This window comes from Nonomuraea angiospora, assembly GCF_014873145.1.
Lineage (GTDB): Bacteria > Actinomycetota > Actinomycetes > Streptosporangiales > Streptosporangiaceae > Nonomuraea > Nonomuraea angiospora.
This window is the reverse complement of the sequence record NZ_JADBEK010000001.1, coordinates 2743797-2763170: the sequence shown is the minus strand read 5'-3', so window position 1 is coordinate 2763170 and position 19374 is coordinate 2743797. Positions and strand designations below refer to the sequence as shown.

General features: G+C 73.4%; 17 protein-coding genes. 10 read left to right on the top strand and 7 right to left on the bottom strand.

The window, feature by feature from the left end:
• Positions 1 to 5: 5 nt before the first annotated feature.
• From H4W80_RS12645 to H4W80_RS12625, 5 genes are all read right to left on the bottom strand, one after another.
• Positions 6 to 1010, bottom strand: coding sequence for an ABC-2 transporter permease (locus H4W80_RS12645; RefSeq protein ID WP_192785271.1), 1005 nt, complete (start codon positions 1008 to 1010; stop codon positions 6 to 8).
• 100 nt (positions 1011 to 1110) lie between these two features.
• Positions 1111 to 2055 (bottom strand): hypothetical protein, encoded by a 945-nt coding sequence (locus H4W80_RS12640; RefSeq protein WP_192785270.1) that lies wholly within the window; start codon positions 2053 to 2055, stop codon positions 1111 to 1113.
• Positions 2052 to 4478: an AAA family ATPase gene (locus tag H4W80_RS12635; RefSeq protein ID WP_192785269.1), complete on the bottom strand. Its 2427-nt coding sequence runs from the start codon at positions 4476 to 4478 to the stop codon at positions 2052 to 2054. The genes H4W80_RS12640 and H4W80_RS12635 overlap by 4 nt, the downstream gene beginning before the upstream one ends.
• Positions 4478 to 5617 (bottom strand): exonuclease SbcCD subunit D, encoded by a 1140-nt coding sequence (locus H4W80_RS12630; RefSeq protein ID WP_192785268.1) that lies wholly within the window; start codon positions 5615 to 5617, stop codon positions 4478 to 4480. Before H4W80_RS12630 ends, H4W80_RS12635 begins: the two co-directional genes overlap by 1 nt.
• A 14-nt stretch (positions 5618 to 5631) precedes the next feature.
• A complete protein-coding gene (locus H4W80_RS12625; protein WP_318786835.1) occupies positions 5632 to 7401 on the bottom strand; it encodes an ATP-binding protein in 1770 nt (589 codons plus the stop codon).
• Positions 7402 to 7566: 165 nt separating this feature from the next.
• Between H4W80_RS12625 and H4W80_RS12620 the strand changes: the two genes are divergently transcribed.
• The 10 genes from H4W80_RS12620 to H4W80_RS12575 are packed head-to-tail and all read left to right on the top strand — an operon-like array spanning position 7567 to position 17845.
• Positions 7567 to 8334: a GntR family transcriptional regulator gene (locus H4W80_RS12620; RefSeq protein WP_192785267.1), complete on the top strand. Its 768-nt coding sequence runs from the start codon at positions 7567 to 7569 to the stop codon at positions 8332 to 8334.
• Between the two features lie 24 nt (positions 8335 to 8358).
• The gene (locus H4W80_RS12615) at positions 8359 to 9645 is read left to right on the top strand and encodes an ABC transporter substrate-binding protein (RefSeq protein ID WP_192785266.1); all 1287 of its coding nucleotides are present in this window, start codon (positions 8359 to 8361) and stop codon (positions 9643 to 9645) included.
• On the top strand, positions 9642 to 10559 hold the full coding sequence (locus tag H4W80_RS12610) for a carbohydrate ABC transporter permease (protein ID WP_192785265.1): 918 nt from the start codon (positions 9642 to 9644) through the stop codon (positions 10557 to 10559). The genes H4W80_RS12615 and H4W80_RS12610 overlap by 4 nt, the downstream gene beginning before the upstream one ends.
• A complete protein-coding gene (locus H4W80_RS12605; protein ID WP_192785264.1) occupies positions 10556 to 11356 on the top strand; it encodes a carbohydrate ABC transporter permease in 801 nt (266 codons plus the stop codon). Before H4W80_RS12610 ends, H4W80_RS12605 begins: the two co-directional genes overlap by 4 nt.
• The gene (locus tag H4W80_RS12600) at positions 11353 to 13368 is read left to right on the top strand and encodes a GH36-type glycosyl hydrolase domain-containing protein (RefSeq protein WP_192785263.1); all 2016 of its coding nucleotides are present in this window, start codon (positions 11353 to 11355) and stop codon (positions 13366 to 13368) included. Before H4W80_RS12605 ends, H4W80_RS12600 begins: the two co-directional genes overlap by 4 nt.
• Entirely contained in the window at positions 13365 to 14228 is an 864-nt protein-coding gene (locus tag H4W80_RS12595; protein WP_192785262.1) for an ROK family protein, read from the top strand. Before H4W80_RS12600 ends, H4W80_RS12595 begins: the two co-directional genes overlap by 4 nt.
• Positions 14228 to 14992 (top strand): sugar isomerase domain-containing protein, encoded by a 765-nt coding sequence (locus H4W80_RS12590; RefSeq protein WP_192785261.1) that lies wholly within the window; start codon positions 14228 to 14230, stop codon positions 14990 to 14992. The genes H4W80_RS12595 and H4W80_RS12590 overlap by 1 nt, the downstream gene beginning before the upstream one ends.
• Positions 14989 to 15681, top strand: coding sequence for an SDR family oxidoreductase (locus H4W80_RS12585; RefSeq protein ID WP_192785260.1), 693 nt, complete (start codon positions 14989 to 14991; stop codon positions 15679 to 15681). Before H4W80_RS12590 ends, H4W80_RS12585 begins: the two co-directional genes overlap by 4 nt.
• Positions 15678 to 16901 (top strand): FAD-dependent oxidoreductase, encoded by a 1224-nt coding sequence (locus H4W80_RS12580; RefSeq protein ID WP_192785259.1) that lies wholly within the window; start codon positions 15678 to 15680, stop codon positions 16899 to 16901. The genes H4W80_RS12585 and H4W80_RS12580 overlap by 4 nt, the downstream gene beginning before the upstream one ends.
• The gene (locus H4W80_RS12575) at positions 16898 to 17845 is read left to right on the top strand and encodes a phosphotriesterase family protein (RefSeq protein WP_192785258.1); all 948 of its coding nucleotides are present in this window, start codon (positions 16898 to 16900) and stop codon (positions 17843 to 17845) included. Before H4W80_RS12580 ends, H4W80_RS12575 begins: the two co-directional genes overlap by 4 nt.
• Here H4W80_RS12575 and H4W80_RS12570 read toward each other — a convergent pair.
• Positions 17831 to 18475 (bottom strand): HEAT repeat domain-containing protein, encoded by a 645-nt coding sequence (locus H4W80_RS12570; RefSeq protein WP_192785257.1) that lies wholly within the window; start codon positions 18473 to 18475, stop codon positions 17831 to 17833. The two genes, H4W80_RS12575 and H4W80_RS12570, sit on opposite strands and share 15 nt — an antisense overlap.
• Before the next feature lie 46 nt (positions 18476 to 18521).
• On the bottom strand, positions 18522 to 19349 hold the full coding sequence (locus H4W80_RS12565) for a poly(ethylene terephthalate) hydrolase family protein (protein ID WP_192785256.1): 828 nt from the start codon (positions 19347 to 19349) through the stop codon (positions 18522 to 18524).
• Positions 19350 to 19374: the final 25 nt, after the last annotated feature.

Below are 19374 nucleotides of genomic sequence, written 5' to 3'. Positions count from 1 at the left end.
GCGCCTCATGCGGGGGCGTCGGTGCGGCCGCCCGGGTGGCGTTTGCGCCAGATCAGGAAGACGACGCAGGACACCAGCGACCACGCCCCCAGCACCAGGAACGGCATCGCGCTCTGGTGGCCGGGGAAGTAGACGGCGGTGTGCTGGGCGTTGACCGACGCCCCCGGTGGCAACCAGCGGCCGATGACGCCGAGCGGCGAGGGCAGCAGCGGCCACGACACCGCCCCGCCGGAGGACGGGTTGCCCAGCAGCACCATCAGCCCCCAGGTGGGAAGCATCGCCCAGCGCCCGAGGAAGGTGTTGAACATGGTGAACACCATCCCCGTCGTGAACGTGGTCAGCGCCAGGATCGACCACGACTCCAGGACCGGCAGCTTCAGCGCGCCCAGCAGCCAGTCCACGACCGCCACGATGGCGAACGCCCCCAACGCGGCGTAGGCGGCGGTGAAGGCGATCCGCTCGCCGGGGTTGAGCTGGGGGGCGTGGGCGCTGAGCTGGGCCGCCCCGGTGAAGCCGACGATCACGGCGGCGAGCGTGATGTAGAAGATCGCCAGGCCGCGCGGGTCGGCCCGCTGGAGCGGCTTGATGTCCCTCGTCGTGAGGCGCACCCCCACCCGGGCGGCGACGCGCGGGGCCTGCTCGACGAGCAGCAGCGCCACCGACGCGCCCGAGGCGCTCGAGACGTCCATCTCGACGTCGTCCCCGCGCACCACGAAGATGGCGAAGACCCGCTGCTCCTCGATGGCCCTTACGGCGTCGGCGTACGTCCGCTGGAAGCGCAGGACGAGCGAGGACTCCAGCGACTTCTCCAGGCCGGTGACGAAGGCCTTCGCACGTACGGTCTGGACGTTGACGCCGACGACCGCCACGGGCATGTGGTGCGGGGTCGGCGAGGCCATCGCGTACGTGTACGACCCGGCGAACAGCCCCGCCCCCGCCGAGAGGATCAGCGTCAGGACGGACGCGGGAAAGTACGGCGATCGCCTGAAGGCCGCCCACCAGTCACCCATGCGCCCACGCTAGGCAGGCGCCCGCCGGTGAGGGCCGCTGACATTCCCTCCCTGACGGCTAGCGAAGCCTTTCGTGACGGCCCCGTTCCAGAGCGCGTGGCTAACCGGCCGCCGCCGTGCGCAGCGCGCGGTAGAGCAGGCGGCTGTCGCCCAGGTGGTGGCGCAGGAGCTTCTCCAGGCCGCCGATCGGGACCAGGTTCTGCGGCGCGCGCGGGTCCTTGTAGTCCACGCCGGCCAGCGGCGGCAGGGCGAGGGTGACCGCGTCGGCCAGCCGTACGACCTGGGCCGGATCCAGGTCGGCGCTGGCCTCGCAGCGCGCCACGCCCGCCCACGGCGCGGCCGACTGGACGGGAAGCCGCAGGTACCAGGCGTGCCGCCGCCAGCTCGTGCCCATCAGGAACACGGGCGTGCGCTGGCCGGGCGCGAGCGCGGCGACCACCGCGGACTGCGGCGGCGGCAGGTAGGCGGTGTGGTGGGTCTTGATGTAGCCGATCGTGCGCGGCAGGTGCGTGCGCCCCCGCAGCGGCCCGTCCACCAGCAGCAGGTCGTCGCCGCGGTTGCGGTGCCGCACCGCCAGGTCCACCTCCAGCTGGGTGACCAGCCGCTGCAGCGCCAGCGACAGCTCCTCGAAGCTCGCGTCGGCGGCCTTGCTCGGCTGGTACGTGGCATGCGTGGTCTTGACCTCGGGCGCGTGCGGCGATGCGGAGATCAGCGACCGGTTGACCTGGATCTCCGCCAGGTCGGCGCCGTCCGGGCCGCAGCGGACGATCCCGGCCGCGTACGACGCCGCGATCCCCGGGACGGGCATGGGCGCGTCGGGATCGTCGACCCACACGCGGGCGTCGATCCTGCGGACCCCGTCGGCCACCAGCAGCGTCCCGGGCGGGGAGGCGTCGGGCCCGGGCGTGACGGGTTTCCAGTCGGCGGCCGGCCGCTCGATGTCGATGACCAGCTCGGCGCTGGTGGCGCCCATCTCGGAGAGGTTCTCGACGGCGAGGGCGGCGGCGTAGCCGGGGTCCCACGGGTCGACGGTGAATCCCGTCATGGAGCGATGGCCGCCTTCCGCACGTGGGAGCCCTTGCCGTCGCGCCTGACCTCGAAGCGCACCGGCACGCGCTCGGCCAGCGCGGGCACGTGCGTGACGACGCCGATCAGGCGGTCCTGGCCGGCGGCCAGGCGTTCGAGGGTGGTGGCCACGGTGTCGAGCGTGGCCGGGTCGAGCGTGCCGAACCCCTCGTCCAGGAAGATCGAGTCCAGGCCCCGGGCGACGGCCCCGGACAGCGCCAGGGCCAGGGCCAGGGCGGCCTGGAAGGTCTCGCCGCCGGACAGGGTGCGGGCGCTGCGGCGCAGGCCGGCCTCGCCGTAGTCGATCACCTCGATGTCGCCGGTCTTGTCGCCGAGGGCCAGCTCGTACTGGCCGTCGGACAGCTCGCGCAGCGTGTCGGAGGCCGAGGCGACCAGCACGGCCAGGGCCTCGGCGCACAGCCAGCGCTCGAAGGCGTTGGCCCGCAGGCGCAGGGCGAGCTCGTGGGCGACCTTCGCCTCGTGCTCCTTCTGGGAGATCTGGAGCTCGAGGTCTGCGGCGCGCTTGCGCTCCTCCTTGAGGCGTTCGAGGGCGCTCTCGGCGCGGGCGACGGTCCCGGCGACGGCGGCGCCGAGCTGGTCGGGCGAGGCGTCGCGCGGGGCGACCACGCCGTGCTGGGCCAGCCGCTCGGTCAGCCGGCGGCGGTCGGCGTCGAGCCGGGCGCGGGCCTGGCCGAGCTGCTCCTCGCGCTCGGCCAGCTCGGCGCGGGCGGCCTGCGCGGCCCGGTCGCGCCAGCCGAGCAGCTCGGTCCACGCCTGATGCAGGTCGCGCCGGTCGAGGAGCGGCGGCGGGTCCTCCTGCTGCCCGGAGACGAGCAGCCGGTCGCGGGCCGCCTCCAGCTCCCGCCAGGCGCTCTCGGCCTGCCGCTCGGTGCGCTCGGCGCCGGTCCGAGCCTCGTCCAGCTTCCCGCGGGCGGCGCGCAGCGCCCTGCGTGCCTGAGTGGCCAGCTCGTCGGCCTTGGCGATCGCGGCCAGCCGGCCTTCGAGCTCGGCCCGGTCCCCGGGGGCGGGCAGCGCGGCCAGCTCGGACTCCGCCCGCGCGGCCTGCGCGGTGAGCATCGAGGCCGAGGTCTCGGCCCGGGCGTGGGCGGCCCTGGCGCGCTCGGCCCGTTCGCGGGTGCCCGCGAGGACGCGGTCGGCGGCGCGGATGTCGGCGGGCGGCTCGTGCCGGGGCAGCTCGGAGACGGGGTGCCGGCAGACCGGGCACGGCTCGCCCACGGCCAGCCGCGGGACCAGGTGGGCGGCGGCGTGGGCGTCGCGCAGGCGCTCCCGCTGGGCCTCGGCGGCGGCCAGCGCCTCCTCGGCCGCTTCCCGCGCGCCGGCCAGGTCCCGCAGCGACGCGGCGGCCGTCGCGGCCTCGGCCCTGGCGCGGGCGGCGTCGGCGGCCAGGCGCTCGCGGGCGTCCAGCGCGGCCAGCGCCGCCCGTGGCGCGCCCCGGTCGCCCAGCGCGGCCAGCGCCTCGTACGCCTCGTGGTCGTCGGCCTCCAGCGTGGCCACCTCGGCCGTCAGCGCCTCGACCGCCTCGGCGGCGGCGCGGCGGGCCGAGGCCAGCGTGGGCACGGCGGCGGGCATGCGCAGCGACGCCAGCAGCGACCGGCGCTCGGCCATGGCGGCCAGCTCCTGCTCGGCCCGGCGGATGTCGGCCTCGCGGGCCCGCAGCAGGTCGAGGTCGGCGCCGATGGTCTCGGCCAGCCGCCGCAGCGCCTCCAGCCGCTCCGCCAGTTCCCGCTCGGCCTCCGCGGTCGCGCCGGACAGCTTGGTGAGCTGGTCGCGGGCGAAGGAGGCGGCCTGCTTGGCGGCCTCCTCCTCGCGGGCGGCGCTCTGCCTGATCCGCTCGTAGACGTCGGCGTCGAGCAGCTGCACCAGCAGGTCCTGCCGCTCGCGCGGCGCCGCGTGCAGGAACTCCGCGAAGCGGCCCTGCGGCAGCACCACGCACTGGGTGAAGAACCGGTACTCCAGGCCGGTCACCCGCTGCGCCTCCGGGGTGACGTTCTCGCCCTCGGCGAGCGGCTTGACCACAGCGTCGAACGCCTGCTCGAGCGGCGCGGCCGGGTCGAGCTCGTCGAGCCTGGCCTCCTTGGTGCGCACCGCGCCCTTGGCGTCGCGCACCATCGACCGGGCCACGCCGAAGCGCCGCCCGTCGCTGTCGAACACCATCGCCACCTTGCCGGCCGCGACGGACGGGGCCAGGGCGTGGGCGATGGAATTCTCCCTGCCCCAGCGCGGCACCGTGCCGTACAGGGCGAAGCAGATCGCGTCGATGATCGTGCTCTTGCCGGCGCCGGTCGGGCCCACGAGCGCGAAGTATTCGGTGTCGGAGAAGTCGACGGTCACCGGCTCGCGGAAGCTGCCGAAGTGGTCCAGGTGCAGCAGGAGAGGTCGCATCAGCCGGTCACCTCGTCGTAGAGCCGGTCGAACAGCGTGGCCACCTGCTCGTCGTGGCGGCCGGTGGCGGTCAGGTATTCGCGGAACAGCTCGCGCGGGCTGCGATCGGCCGAGCCGGTGCGGCGGGTGGCGGGCACCGGCCGGAACCGCTCGTCCAGGACCACGTCCACGGCGCCGTTGAGCAGGCCGCGCACGTCGTCGGCCAGGCCCACCCGGGGTTTCTCCTCCACGATCACCTTGAGCCAGTCGTCGCCCGGCTCGATGGCCTCCAGCTGCTCCAGCGTGCCGCGCACGGTGCGCAGCCGCCGCGCGGAGGCGAACGCCAGCTCCCGCACCACGGCGGGCTTGCCCGGAGTGACCTCGACCAGCAGCGCGCCCGGGGTGTTGCCCTCCTCGCCGAAGTCGACGGCCAGCGGCGAGCCGCTGTACCAGATCGGGCACGGGCCGGGGATCTGCTGGCGGCGGTGCAGGTGGCCGAGGGCGGCGTACTGGGTGGCGGCCGGGAACGCGGTCGGCTCGAAGTAGTAGGAGAAGATCGACTGCGCCTCCCGCTCGCCGCCGCCGAACGCCCCGCCGGGCAGGGTGCCGTGGGTGGTGACCAGGTTGACGGTGTCGGCGTGGAAGCCGGCGGTGAGCGCGCCGATCAGCTCGCCGATGCGGGCGGCGTAGTCGCGGTTGTGGTCGGCGGCGGTGCCGGTGAGGACCTCGGCGGCGCGTACGACGTAGCGGTGCGACAGGAACGGCAGCACCGCCAGCCGCACCGGCTCGCCCGAGCGCGCCGTGAAGGCCAGCGTGCCGCCCGCGTCCGGGCGCCGGAACGAGCCGATGACGTGCAGGCCCAGCTTGCCGAGCACCGGCCGGTAGACCTCCAGCAGCTGCGGGTTGTCGTGGTTGCCGGCCAGCACGATCACGTCCCTGCCGTCGCCGCGCAGCGCCAGGAGCGCGTTGAGCACCAATGACTGGGCCTCGGGCGTGGGCGCCGAGGTGTCGAACAGGTCGCCGGCCACGATGACGGCGTCGACGTCGTGGGTGCGGGCGGCGGCGACCAGCTCGCGCAGCACGTCACGGTGCTCGTCGAAGCGGGGGCGGCCCTTGAGCACCTTGCCCACGTGCCAGTCCGCGGTGTGCAGGATCTTCACGAAACCACCTGTGGTCAGAAGGGCGGGATGTCGTCTTCGACGCCGGGCAGGCCCTGGAACGGATCGGCCGAGACCTTCGCCGGCTCGGTCGCGGCCTCGGCCGGCCGGGTCGCCCAGGCCGGGAAGGGGAAGGCGACGGCCAGCGGGACCGGGATCTCCGGCTGGGCGACGAACATGGTGCCGGGCTTGGCGATCGTGGCGCGCTCCCTGACGGCCGGGGGCAGCCAGCCGTACTCGGACCGGGCGGCCTCGGCCGGGTCGAGGCGGCCGGCGACGCGTACGGCGCTGTTGGAGACGATGCGCCGCTCCACCTCCGAGGCGGTCTGCTGGGCGCCGATGAGGATGACGCCCAGCGAGCGGCCCCGCTCGGCCACGTCCAGCAGGATCTCCTTGATCGGGGAGTCGCCCTCGCGCGGGGCGTACTTGTTGAGCTCGTCCAGCACCACGAACAGCAGCGGCCGGGCCGTGCCCGAGGACTCCTTGCGGTGGAACTCGCCGCGCAGCACCACGCCGACCACGAACCGCTGCGCCCGCTCCGGCAGGTTGTGCAGGTCCACGATCGACACCTGGGCGTCGGAGGTGCGGACCGAGTGGTTGCGGTAGAACGGCAGGTCGCCCCGGACGATCGGGGACAGCGGGCGCACGGCGCTGCGGAGCCTGCGCAGGAAGGCGTTGACGGTGCCGAGCGGCGTCTGCGCGCCGGTCCACTCGCCGCGCGTGCCCTCGTCCTGGAGCTGGTCGGACAGCAGCTCGACGAGGTCGGTGAACGTACGGCAGGAGGTGCCCCGCACCATGACCGCCCCCCCGTCGCCCACCGGCTCGGCCCACGCCTTCAGCCGGGCGGCGACCTGGCCGACCAGCAGGGAGTAGCCGGCCCGCTCGTCGTCGGAGTCGGCGAACACGAAGCGCAGCAGCTCCTCCTGGCAGAACTCGACCAGCGTCCAGTAGAAGGAGCTCACCCCCTGCGTGCGCGCGGAGACGTGCGGCACGCCGTTGGGGTCGTTCGGCCGGGGCGGGGCGAAGACGTGGACGCTGCCGAACGCCCTGGCGGGCAGCCCCAGCCGGGCGTAGACGCCTCTGGCGCGATCGTCGAGCCGCACGTTGTCGTGGTCGAGGAAGAGCAGGTCCTCTCCCTTGACGGAGAAGATCAGCGCCTTGGTGTTGGCGGCCTCTCCCTCCAGCACGCCCGAGTTGAAGATCGAGTAGAGCAGGAAGGTCGCGAAGGAGGTCTTGGTGGCCACGCCGGAGACGCCGGAGATCGACACGTGGGCGCCGCGGGTGCCGTCGAGGAAGTCGAAGTTGACGTAGAGCGGCTGGCCGTCGCGGCCCATGCCCAGGGGGATCCGGCGGTCCATCACGTCGAAGTAGAGGGCCTGGTCGCGGTCGCCCGAGCTGGCCAGGAAGACCTTGGAGCCGGGCAGCGGCGGCACGAACACCTCCGGCTCGACCCGCGTCACCCGCACCTCCGCCACCTCGACGACGGCGGCCGGCAGCGCGCCGTCGGCGATCAGGAAGACGTCGGAGTCGTACGCGGCCCCCTCGTGCCTGGCCTCCACGGTCGTCACCACGCCCGCCACCAGCACGGTGCCGTGGCCGGGCACCTCGCGCCTGGTCACCACCACGTCGTCGAGCTGGACGACCTTGCCCGGCTCCAGGCCGACCCAGAACGACAGCGGCGAGGCCGCCTGGGTGCCGAGCACCCGCCCGACCGCCTCACCCGCCGTGGGTGCCGCCGTGTCAGCCGCTGTGGCCGCCTGCTGGTTTACCGCCCCGTTGACCGTCACTCATCCCTCCGCCCCCACGAAACGCCCTTCCAAGGAGCGTAGTGGGCCTGAGGTGTGCGTCCGGCGCATTTCACGCCCGGCGAGCGGCTCGTACCTCACATGGTTGACACCCGCCCCGGTGAGCAGAAAAGATACGGTCGTCCGTACAACTGAGGCGGGGACGTCATGACCGACTGGGAACGCAGGCTGGCGCTCGACCCGTCAGCCGCGGTGCCGCTCTACTACCAGCTGCGCGAGCGCCTGCGGGCGGTGATCCGCGACTGCGAGCCCGACACGATGATCCCCGCGGAGAAGGACCTGATGGTCTACGCGGGCGTGAGCAGGGCGACCGCCCGGCGGGCGATCGGCGACCTGGTCCAGGAAGGGCTGCTGGTGGCCAGGCAGGGGAGCGGCACCTACACCGCCCCGCAGGCCGTGGCCCCCGAGCTGGGCTCGCGGCCGGTCGGGTTCACCGAGACGATGGCGCGGCTGGGCCGCAAGCCCGCGACGCGGCTGCTCAAGGCCCACCTCCAGCCGGCCGGCTCCGACGCCGCCGCCGCGCTCGGCGTGCGGGAGGACCAGGAGATCGTCTTCGTCGAGCGGCTGCGCCTGCTCGACGGCGTGCCCTGCATGCTGGAGAGCGCCCACCTGCCCGTAGAGCTGGTCCCCGGCATCCTCGACGAGGACCTCACCGGCTCCCTCTACGACCTGCTGCGCACCAAGTACGGCCTCACCCCCGCGAGCGGCCGGGAGACGATCGGCGCGGTCAACGCCGACTACCGGCTCGCCGAGCTGCTGCGCGTGCCCATGGCCGCGGCCCTGCTGGCCACCGCCCGCAGCACCTGCACCGAGAGCGGGATCGCCCTCGAATACACCATCCGCCACGCCCGCGGCGATCTCACCGTGTTCTCCGTGGAGCTCAACGACCCCAACAACGCACTCATGGGCCAGTAAAACCCCCATACCGGGAGGTCGAGCATGACCAGGTTGACCCGCCGTGCCCTGCTCAGAACCGCCACCCTCGCGACGGCGTCCGGCCTGCTCGCCGCCTGCGGCTCCGAACCGGCCGCCACGGTCCCCGCCGACGGGGTGCCGCGCGGAAAACTGTCCGTCTGGCTGCACCAGACCAAGGCGTACGACAAGGTCTTCAACCCGCTGCTGCGCAGCTACATGCAGGAGTTCGGCGGCGTCGACATCACCCCCTTGTACGTGCCGGTCGACAAGCTCGACGCCAAGCTGCTGACCGCGTTCGCCGGCGACGTCCCGCCCGACCTGGTCAAGATCGGCGGCTGGACGATCCCGGGCCACGCCCGCAAGGGCCGGCTCGCCCCGATCATCCCCAGGGCCATGGGCGTGGCCGACGAGAAGGCGCTGGTCCAGGCGTACGACGAGCACGCGATCGGCTCGCTGTCGTACGAGGGCAAGCTGTACGGCGTCCCCATCGACTACACGATCTGCTACCTCTACTACCGCAGGGACAGGTTCATAGAAGCCGGGCTCGATCCGGACAAGCCGCCCACCACCTGGGAGGAGGTCGCCGAGTACAGCAAGCGGCTGACCTCGGCCGACGGCAAGAAGGTGGGCCTGCAGTGGATCCTGGGCAACCCGCAGTGGACGCTGATGCAGCTGCTCGCCCTGGTCAAGGGCAAGGGCGGCACGATTCTCAGCCCCGACGCCACCAAGGCCACGCTCGCCTCGGAGGCCGGGATCGAGGCGCTGCGCTACTACGGCGGCCTGGGCAACGCCAAGCTGTCCAACCCGCTGTCCGGGTTCGGGCTGTTCGCCACCGGTGAGGCGGCCATGCTGGTGTCCGGGCTGTTCGCGATGGACCTCTTCCCGACGCTCAACCCCAGGCTGACCTTCGGCAAGGGCTTCGACATCGCGCCGATGCCCCGCTGGGAGTCGGGCCGGCCGGTCGCCCCCGCCTACACCTGGGGCTGGGCGGTCGCCCAGAAGTCCAAGCTCCAGTACACCGCCTGGCACTTCATCGACTACCTCCAGCGCGAGGACGTCGCCGCCCGGCAGCTCAGGGACGCCAGCCTGCTCACCCCGGTCAAGGGCTGGGAGAAGCTGCCCGGGGCCGACCAGAAGGCCGTCGACATCATGGCCGCCTCCGCCCCGCACGCCGACTTCGGCCCGCAGACGCCCGTCTGGAACGAGATGGCCAAGGCGCTCACCGACGCCGGCGACGCGGTGGCGTTCGGCAAGAAGACGCCCGAGCAGGCCGCGGCGGACTTCGACCAGGCGATGCGGATCGCCCTATGACGCTGTCGCCGGCGCTCGCGCCTCGCGTCGCGCGGGTCTCGGGCCAGGGGCAGCGCTGGGCGGAGGCGCGCACCGGCGCCCTGCTGTCCCTGCCCGCCGCCCTGTACTTCCTGCTCTTCTGGGTCGTGCCGTTCGTGTCGGCGGTCTACCTCAGCTTCACCAGCTACGACCTCGCCGGCGCCCCCGAGTGGACGGGCCTGGACAACTACCGCAGAATGCTGGAGGACCCCGGCTTCTGGAACTCGGCCAGGGTCACCGCCGTCTACACCGCCGGCTCCGTGGTGCCGTCGATCGTGCTCGCCCTGGCGATCGCCGTGCCGCTGAGCAAGCCGGGCCGCTACAACGCATTCCTCCGCGCCCTCGTCATGATCCCGGCCGCGATGCCGCTGGTGGCCACCTCGCTGACCTGGTCGGTGATCTTCGCCGAGGACGGCCTGGCCAACGCGCTGATCGGGCTGGCCGGCGCGGAGCCGAAGCCGTGGCTGACCGACGAGGGCCTGGCGCTCTGGGCCCTGGTGATCATGACGACGTGGAAGCATCTCGGCCTGTTCGTGATCATCCTGACCGCGGGCCTGCAGGGGCTGCCCCTGAGCGTCTTCGAGGCCGCCGGGCTCGACGGGGCGGGGCCGGTGCGGATCTTCTTCCGCATCACGCTGCCGCTGCTGCGCCGCACGCTGCTGTTCGTGCTGGTCATCGCGGTGGTCGGGGCGATGCAGTCGTTCGTGCCGGCCTTCCTGCTGACCAAGGGCGGCCCGGCGGGCGCGACCGAGGTGCTGCCGCTCTACATGTGGGCGACCGGCTTCACGTTCGAGCGCATGGGCTACGCCTCGGCCATCGCGATGGTGCTGCTCGTGGCCATGCTGGCGCTGTCGGTCGCGCAGTTCCGCGTGCTGCGGGGAGGCGATGACGGGTGAAGGTCTTACGCGGGACCGTCCTGACGCTGGTCGTGGCCGTCATGCTGCTGCCGGTGTACGCGATGTTCGCGCTCTCCTCGGCCTCGGACGCGAGCGACCTCGGCGGGCTGACGTTCGACGCCTCCCAGCTGGGCGCGCACGTGGCGCAGCTGTTCGGCCAGGGCGGCTTCCCGCTCTACCTGCGCAACAGCCTGATCCTCTCGCTCGGCATCGCGGTCCTCGAGGTCATCCTGTCGGCCGCCGCCGGCTACGCGCTCGCGCAGCTCCGCTTCCCCGGCAGCCGCGCGCTGTTCGCGGTGATCGTGGGGACGCTGTCGCTGTCGCCGGTCGTGGTGCTCGTGCCGATGTACCTCATCGTCAAGGCGCTGGGCTGGATCGACACCTTCCAGGGCATGATCGTGCCGTTCATGATGAGCGCCTTCGGGGTGTTCCTTGTCCGCCAGTTCGCCCTGGCGCTGCCGCGCGAGCTGCTGCTGTCCGCGCGGGTGGACGGGGCGAGCGAGCTGCGCATCTTCGCCCGCATCGGCGTGCCCCTGCTGCGGCCCGCGCTGCTGACGCTCTTCCTGCTGCAGTTCCTCGCGCAGTGGGACAACCTGCTCTGGCCGCTCATCGTGGCCAACGACCCGGGGCTGTGGCCGCTGCCGGTGGGGCTGTCGCAGCTCCAGACCGAGTACGACTTCAGCATCGGCCTGGTGAGCACCGCCGCGCTGATCACGGCGGTGCCGCCGCTGGCGCTGATGTTCCTGCTGCAGCGCTACTACGTCGCCGGGCTGACCCTGGGAGGGGTGCGCAAATGAGCTCGTACGGGGAGTGGACGACGGCGTACGGGCTGCCCGCGTTCGCGTACACGCTGGACCAGGAGCGGGACCCGCGCGCCGAGTGGGACCCCGTGCTGGACCCGCCCACGCGGCGGCACTTCGCGCACGTGGGCAACCGGCGGATCACGCTGGTGTCGGACAACTACGGGCTGAGCGACCTGTTCGACGAGCACACCGGCCTGCTGTGGCTCACCCGGGGGACCGGCGTGACCCGCATCGGCGAGCTTTCCACCGATATTTCGGGATCTGAGCGGATCTTCGGGCCGACCTTCGCCGTCGTCCGGGTGGCCGACGAGCGGGTGGCCCTGGAACGCACGGTCCTCTGCCCGGAGGGCGAGCAGCCGTGGGTGCTGATCCGGCTTCGGGTGCGCAACCTGCTCGACGCGCCCGTACGGCTGGAGGCGACCGAGGAGTGGACGGCCAGGGCGGCCCGGGTCGAGCTCATCACCGGCGCCGCCGACGCCGACGACCCCGGGCTCGAGCTGGAGCTGATCGGCGGAGCCAGGACGCGGTCCGGGCGGCTCGCGCTCCCGCTGGAGCTGGGTGCGGGCGAGGAACGCGTGCTGGACCTCCGCTACGGCCTGCTGGACGACCCCGCGCCGGCAGCCGCCTCAGGTCCGGCACCCGGTTCCACCTCCCAGGCCGCGACGTTCGAGGAGAGCCTGGCGGCCCTGCGCCACCGGCTGCCGAGCGCGTCCGCCGCGCGGGCGCCCGAGGCCGAGCGGGAGATCCCCTGGCACGCCGCCCTGCTCACCGGCGCGGCCTGCGCCGACGGCGTGCTCGGCGGACACACCCTCGACCAGGGATCCTGCTACTCCTTCCGGCACGGCTTCAACGGCGCCGCCCGCGACCCGCTCCAGCACGCGCTTCCGCTCGTCTACATCGAGCCCGACCTGGCGCTGTCCGTGCTGCGCAACACGTGCGCGTGGGGCGGGCCCGACGGCGACCTGCCGTACGCGCTCGGACCGGACAAGCGGCCCTGGACCGACCTGTTCCGCCCGTCGGACCAGAACCTGTGGGCCCTGTGGCTGGCCGCCGAATACCTGAGCGCGACGGGCGACGAGGCCGCCTTCCACGCGGACGTGCCCTACCACCCGGTCCACGAGACCCCCGGCGTGCCGCTGCTGGAGAACCTGCGCAGGCAGTTCAGGTTCTTCGCCGACGTGGTCGGACGGGGCGAGCACGGGCACGTCCGCATCCTCAACGCCGACTGGAACGACATGGCCATCACCGAGAGCGGCGTGCCACGCGAGGTGATGATCGACCGGGGCGAGTCCGTCCTCAACTCCGCCATGGCCGCCTGGGTCCTGCCGCGCTACGCGACGCTGGCCGAGCGGCTCGGCGACCCCGCGACCGCCGCAGAGGCCCGCAAGCTGGGCGAGGAACTGCGCGACCTGGTCGCGGGGGAGTGGAACGGGCGCTGGTACCGCCGCGCGTACGGCCCGGGAGCGGTCGTCGGCGACGACGATCTGTGGCTGGAGGTGCAGCCCTGGGCCGTTCTGTGCGGCGCCGCCCCGCCTGAGCGGGCCGTGGAGCTGCTGCGCACGATCGAGCGCACTTCCGCCGCCGATTCCCCTTTGGGCGCCCGGCTGCGCTGGCCCGCCCGCGACGCGTACGGCCCCGGCGGGGTCGGCACGATCTGGTACGCGATCAACATGACGCTCGTCTGGGCCGCCGCCGAACACCTCCCCGACCTGGCCTGGGACTGGTGGCGGCGGATGACGCTGGCCGCGCACACGGCCGCCTACCCGGAGGTCTGGGAGGGCACGCTGTCGGGCCCCGACGCCTACCTGGCCCCCGAGACCGGCCGCCCCGGGCGCACCTGGGACCTGGCCGAGGTCGGCGTAGCCATGCAGGCGTACCCGGTCGCCAACCTGCACAGCCACTCCCAGCCGCTGCTGGCCTACCTGCGGCTGCTCGGCGTCGAGCCCTTCCGGCGGCCGCGCGGCGGGGCCCGCTTCGCCTCCCGGGTGCTGGAGGTCGGGGCGTGACCGCGCTCGGGATCGACGTCGGCGGCACGTACACCAAATGGGTGACGCTGGAAGGGGAGGCGGTCTCCGGCTCGGGCACCGTGCCCACGCCGGCCGGCCCTGACGAGACGGTGCGGCTCGCGGCCTCGCTGGCCCCGCACGCCGGGTCCATCGGGATCGGGCTCCCCGGCCACGTGGACCGCGACACCGGGACCGCCCTGTTCGTCCCGAATCCGCCGGGTGACTGGGACGGCTACCCCGTGGGCGCCCGGCTGCGCGCGCTGACCGGGGTCCCCGTCTCCGTCGTCAACGACGCCCGCGCGTTCGCGCGCGCCGAGCTGGCGCTGGGCGCCGCCCGGGGCCTGGCCGACGTGCTGTTCGCCGTGCTCGGCACCGGCGTGGGCGGGGCCGTGGCGCTGCGCGGGACCGTCCTCGTCGGGCCGCGCGACAACCTCGGTGAGATCGGCCACGTCACCGTCTCCCCCTGGGGGCCGGTCTGCTGCTGCGGCAACCGGGGCTGCGTGGAGACGTTCGCCGCCGGGCCGGGCATCGTGCGGGCCTTCCGCTCGGGGACGGCCAAGGCCACGGCGGCGGCGGAGGTCGCCGAGGCGGCCAGGGCCGGGGACGAGCGCGCGGCCCAGGTGTTCGAGCAGGCCGGCTGGGCGCTCGGCGTGGCGCTGGGCGACGCCGCCGCGTTCCTCGGCGTCGGCTCGGTGGTCGTCGGCGGCGGCGTCTCCGGCGCGCTCGACCTCATGCGATCCACCCTGCACAACGAACTGGCGCGCAGACGACCGCTGATCGGAGACGTCACGGTGCTGCCCGCCGTACTCGGCCCGATGGCGGGGGCCATCGGCGCCGCACTCTACGGGAGGAGATCTTGATGAAGTGGATAAGCCGCGCCATGGAGCTGCTCGGCGAGATCGAACGGACACAGGAGGACGCCCTTGCCGAAGCCGCTCGCATCGCCTCTGAGGCGATCCTCGGCGGAGGAGTGGTGCACACGTTCGGAACCGGACATTCGCGGATAGGCGTGGAGGAGATGTTCCCCCGCTACGGCTCCTACCCCGGCTTCCACCCCATCGTCGACCTGTCCACGACCTTCTACACCCAGGTGGCCGGCTCGAACGGGATGCGCCAGGCCATGTTCATCGAACGCGTCGAAGGGCTGGCCGAGGCCATCCTGGCCAACTTCGAGCTGCGGCCGAGCGACGCGGCCATCGTCTTCAGCGTCAGCGGGCTGAACGCCGTGCCCATCGAGATGGCCATGGGCCTGCGCAAGGCGGGCCTGTCCGTGGTGGCCGTGACCTCGATGAACGAGACCATGGCCGTCGAGCCCGGACACCCCAGCGGCACCCGGCTGGCCGACCACGCCGACGTGGTGGTCGACCTGCGCACCCCGGTCGGCGACGCGCTCTGCCAGGTCGAGGGGCTGGCCGAGCCGGTCGGTCCCGGCAGCACGCTGGCGGCCGTCTCCGTGGTCAACGAGATCAAGGTCCGCACGGCCGAGCTGCTGGTCGCGGGCGGCTGGACGCCGCCGGTCATCTCCAGCGCCAAGCTCGTCGGCGGCCCCCGCTCCGAGGAGCTGTTCGAGGCCGCCTACCTCGAACACGCCCGCCGCGCCGCCGCCGTGCTCAGGAAGCCATGAGCGCCGTCCTGGTGGCGGGCTCGGATGGCGGCATCGGCCGCGCCTGCGTGGAGGCGGTCGAGGCGTCCGGCGCGAGCGCGTACGGCGTGGACCTGGGCGACGGCATCGACATCACCGAGCCGGGCGGGGCCGAGAAGGCGCTGGCCCAGGCCACGGCCCGGCACGGGCGGCTGGCCGGCGTCGTGCACGCGGTCGGCATGTCCGGACGCCGGCTCGGCGACGGCGGCGTGGCCGAGTGCACCGACGAGGCCTGGCGCGAGGTGCACCGGGTCAACCACGAGTCGGTGTTCCGGCTGCTGCGCGCGGCGATCCCCGCGCTGGCCGAGGGCGGGTCGATCGTGGTGATCGGCTCGGCGCTCGGCACGTCGATCGACGACGACTTCCGCACCGTGGCCTACGCCTCGGCCAAGGGCGCGCTGATCCCGCTGATCAGGACCGCCGCCCGCGAGGCCGCGCCGCGCGGGGTGCGGGTCAACCTGGTCTCGGCCGGTCTGGTGGCCACGCCGATGAGCGTCCGCGCCCGCACGTCCGCCGCCGTCCAGGCCAGGATGCCCGCGCTGATGCCCCTCGGCGCGAGCCCCTGCCGGCCGGAGGAGGTCGCGCAGGCCGTGCTCTGGCTGCTCTCGCCCTCGTCGGGGCGGACCACGGGCGCGGTCATTCCCGTCGACGGAGGGTGGCATCTGCGGTGAACGTCCTGTGGGAAGGCGACGTGGTCGTGGCCGGCGGCGGCAGCGCCGGGTGCGCGGCGGCCGTGGCGGCGGTCCGCGCCGGCGCGTCGTGCCTGCTGGTGGAGCCGGCCGGCTTCCTCGGCGGCACCGGCGTCGCCGTGCTCGACACGTTCTACGGCTTCTACGCCCCCGGCCCGGTCTCGCGGCGGGTCGTCGGCGGGATCGGCTGGGAGGTGTGCGAACGGCTCTTCTCCGCCGGAGCCGCCTTCGAGCGGCCCAACACCTACGGGGCCGGCACCGGCGTCACGTACGAGCCGGAGGAGCTCAAGCTCGTCTGGGACGAGCTCACCTCCGGCGCGGGCGTGCTGCTGCATGCGCGGGTGTGCGCGTACGTGCCGGGGGCCGGGGTCGAGGTGGAGACCGTGGCCGGCCGGTTCCTGGTCAAGGCCCGGGTGGTCGTGGACGCGACGGGCGACGGCGAGGTGGCCTGGCGGGCCGGGGCGACGCTGGAGCGGCCGAGCATGCGGTCGCAGCCGATGACGGCCACGTTCCGGCTGGGCGGGGTGGACCTGTCGGCCACCGGCACGGCCGAGCTGCACGCGCTGATGGCCGACGCCGACCTGCCCAGGCGCGAGGGCTCCGTGCACAGGACCGTCAACGACGGGATCGTGCACACCAACCTGACCAGAGTGAGCGGGCTCGACCCGACCGACCCGTTCGAGCTGTCGCGTGCCGAACGCGAGGGACGTGCGCAGGTGCGGGAGTACGTCCGTTTCCTGCGGGCCAAGGTGCCCGGGTACGAGTCGGCGGTGCTGCTGAGCACGTCCGTGCGGATCGGGGTGCGGGAGTCCCGGCGGCTCGTCGGACGATATGTCCTGACTTCTGATGATGTGTTGGCCGGGAGGGATTTTCCCGACACGATCGCCCGGTGCGGCGCCCCCATCGAGGACCACGCCGCCGGCGCGGCCACCCGGTGGGAGTACGTGCACGACTACGGGACCTACGGGATCCCGTACCGGTGCCTGCTGCCGGCCGAGGTCGAGGGGCTGATCGTCGCGGGGCGGTGCCTGTCGGCCACGCACGACGCGCACGCCTCGGCCCGGTCGATGGGGCAGTGCATGGCGATGGGGCAGGCGGCCGGGACGGCGGCGGCGCTGGCCGTACAGGCCGGGGTGGAGCCCGCGGCGGTGGACGTGGAGCTGCTTCGCGCCCGGCTCCGCGAGGAAGGAGCGCTCCTGTGACGGTTCGCACGGTGCTGGGGGACGTCGAGGAGATCGGCCTCACCTATGCGCATGAGCACTTTTTCATGACCGGTGACTGGCCCGTCCGCAACGAGCCCGACTACCGGCTCGACTCCCTGGAGGCCGCCGTCGCCGAGGTGACGGCGGCCCGGCGGCTCGGGCTGTCCGCGGTGGTCGAGATGACGCCGCTCGGGTTCGGCCGAAGCCCGTCGCTGATGAAGGCGCTGGCCGAGCGGACCGGGCTGCACGTGATCGCGGTGACCGGCTTCCACAAGAGCACCTACTACAGCGACGCCCACTGGCTGCACCACTACTCGCCCGGCGAGATCGCCGAGCTGCTGGTGGCCGAGATCGAGCTGGGCATGGACGAGTACGGGCTGGTCGGGCCGCTGGTGCGGCGCTCGCCGGCGCGGGCGGGGGCCATCAAGATCGCGACGTCGTACCACGCTTTCGGGCGCGGGGTGGAGCGGCTGATCGGCGCGGTGGCCGCGGCCGCCCTGCGCACCGGCGTGCCGGTCGTCACCCACTGCGACAAGGGCACGATGGGGCACGAGCTGCTGGACGCGCTGGCCTCGCATGGCGTGCGGGCCGATCGGGTGGTGCTCGGGCACATCGACCACAATCCCGACGCCGGATATCTCGCGTCATTGGCGGAGAGGGGGGCGTACCTGGCCTTCGACCGGCCCGGGCGGATCAAGTACGGGCCGGACAGCGAGATCGTCGCGCTCGTCGCCGAGCTGGCCGGGCGCGGGCTGGAGCATCGGCTGCTGTTCGGCATGGACCTGGCGCGGCGGTCGTACTGGCCGGGGCTGGGTGGTGGGCCGGGGCTGGCGTACCTGCTGGAGCGGTTCGTGCCGCGGCTGGAGGCGGAAGGGCTCGGCGAGGCGGCCAAGGCCGCGCTGATCGCCAACCCGCGCGCCGCCTTCGCGCTACGGCCGCACTGATCGCCAACCCGGCGGCACGACGCGGCGGTCACGGCGGCGGGCCAGCCCGGCGATCGCCTCCTCGCGCGCCTCGGTGTCCTGATCGCCGACCCGGGCCCACAGCGCCTCCCGGATCGCCCGGCCGTCCGCCTGGCACTGGGTCCCCAGGGCGAACGTCGCCCAGTCCCGCACCTCGTCCTCGGGGTCGGCGCTCAGCCGGATCAGCGCCTCGATCACCGCGTCGTCGTCCGCGCGACCCAGCGGCAGCGACCACGCGACGTAGAAGCGCACGTCCTCGTCGGGGTGCTCGGCCAGGCGCAGCAGCTCGGGCACGGCCCGCTCGTCGCCCGTGCAGCCCAGCGCCCGCGCGACCGAGGCGTGCACGGCATGATCGGTCTCGGCCGCGACCAGCCCCAGGACCGCGAGCAGCACCGGCTCCCGCAGGGACTCCTCGACCTGCGCCACGCTGCCCAGCAGGTCGCAGCCGATCTTGCGCTCGGCCGGATCGGGCGACCGCGCCAGCGCGAAACCCCGCCTGGCCGCGGTCTCCCGATCCTCGATGGCCCTGCCCACGAGTTCCCACGCCTGGTCGTGGTCGCCAGGACAGGTGGCGTTCCTGATCAGCTCGACCGCTTCGGCGATGACGTCCATGGGAGGCATGGTCGCGCGCCGCGCGCCGCGCGGCCATCGGTTTTCGTCAAGGAAGGTTCTTCTCGACCTGGTTCTGCCAGCCGGCGTTGGTGTTGATCTCGGGGGAGGCGCCCGCGAAGGCGCCGCGCGCGTACGTGTCGCCCTGGAGCTGGTACATCAGCCACGCCGTCACGTAGCCGAGGAAGCCGCCGCCCGTGCCCTGGACCGTGTTGTGGCCGGCGCCCTTGAGCACCGCCTTGGCCGCCGCGCCCGGGACCTGGTCGTAGTACGCCTGCAGCGCCGAGTTCGGGGAGATGATCGTGTCACTGGACCCGCTGACGAACAGCACGGGGCACGTCAGCTGGTCCACGTGGAACGCGTCGCCCGCGCTCACCCAGATCGGGGCGGGCAGCGCGATGGGGACGACGGTGTCGATGATCCCGCCGGACTTGGTGGCGGTGTTCACCGAACCGCCCGCGCCCTGGGAGTGGCCGACCGCGCCGACCCTGGTCACGTCGAGCTTGCCGTAGAAGACGCTGGAGCTGTCGGTGTTCCGGTCGATGAGGTACTGGGCCGCGGCGATCATCTCGGACCCGGTGCCCGTCGTGGTGTCGGTGGAGGCGACCACGGCGAACCCCCAGGAGGCCAGCTGGTTGAGCAGCCCCGGGTACTGCGTGGGCACCGCGTTGGTCCCGTTGCCCCACGTGATGATCGGGTGCTTGAAGCCGCCCGCCCCGAGGCCGGCCGGGTAGTAGAGCTTGTATCCGGGCGCGTCGGCGGTCGTGACCGTCCAGGGGCCCGCGACCTTGTAGTGCGCCTCGATGGTGTCCGCGGCCTGGGCGGGCCTGGCCAGGAGCCCGAGCACGAGCGCGACGGCGGCCACGACGAACTTCATACAGCCTCCACAATTTGTACGGATG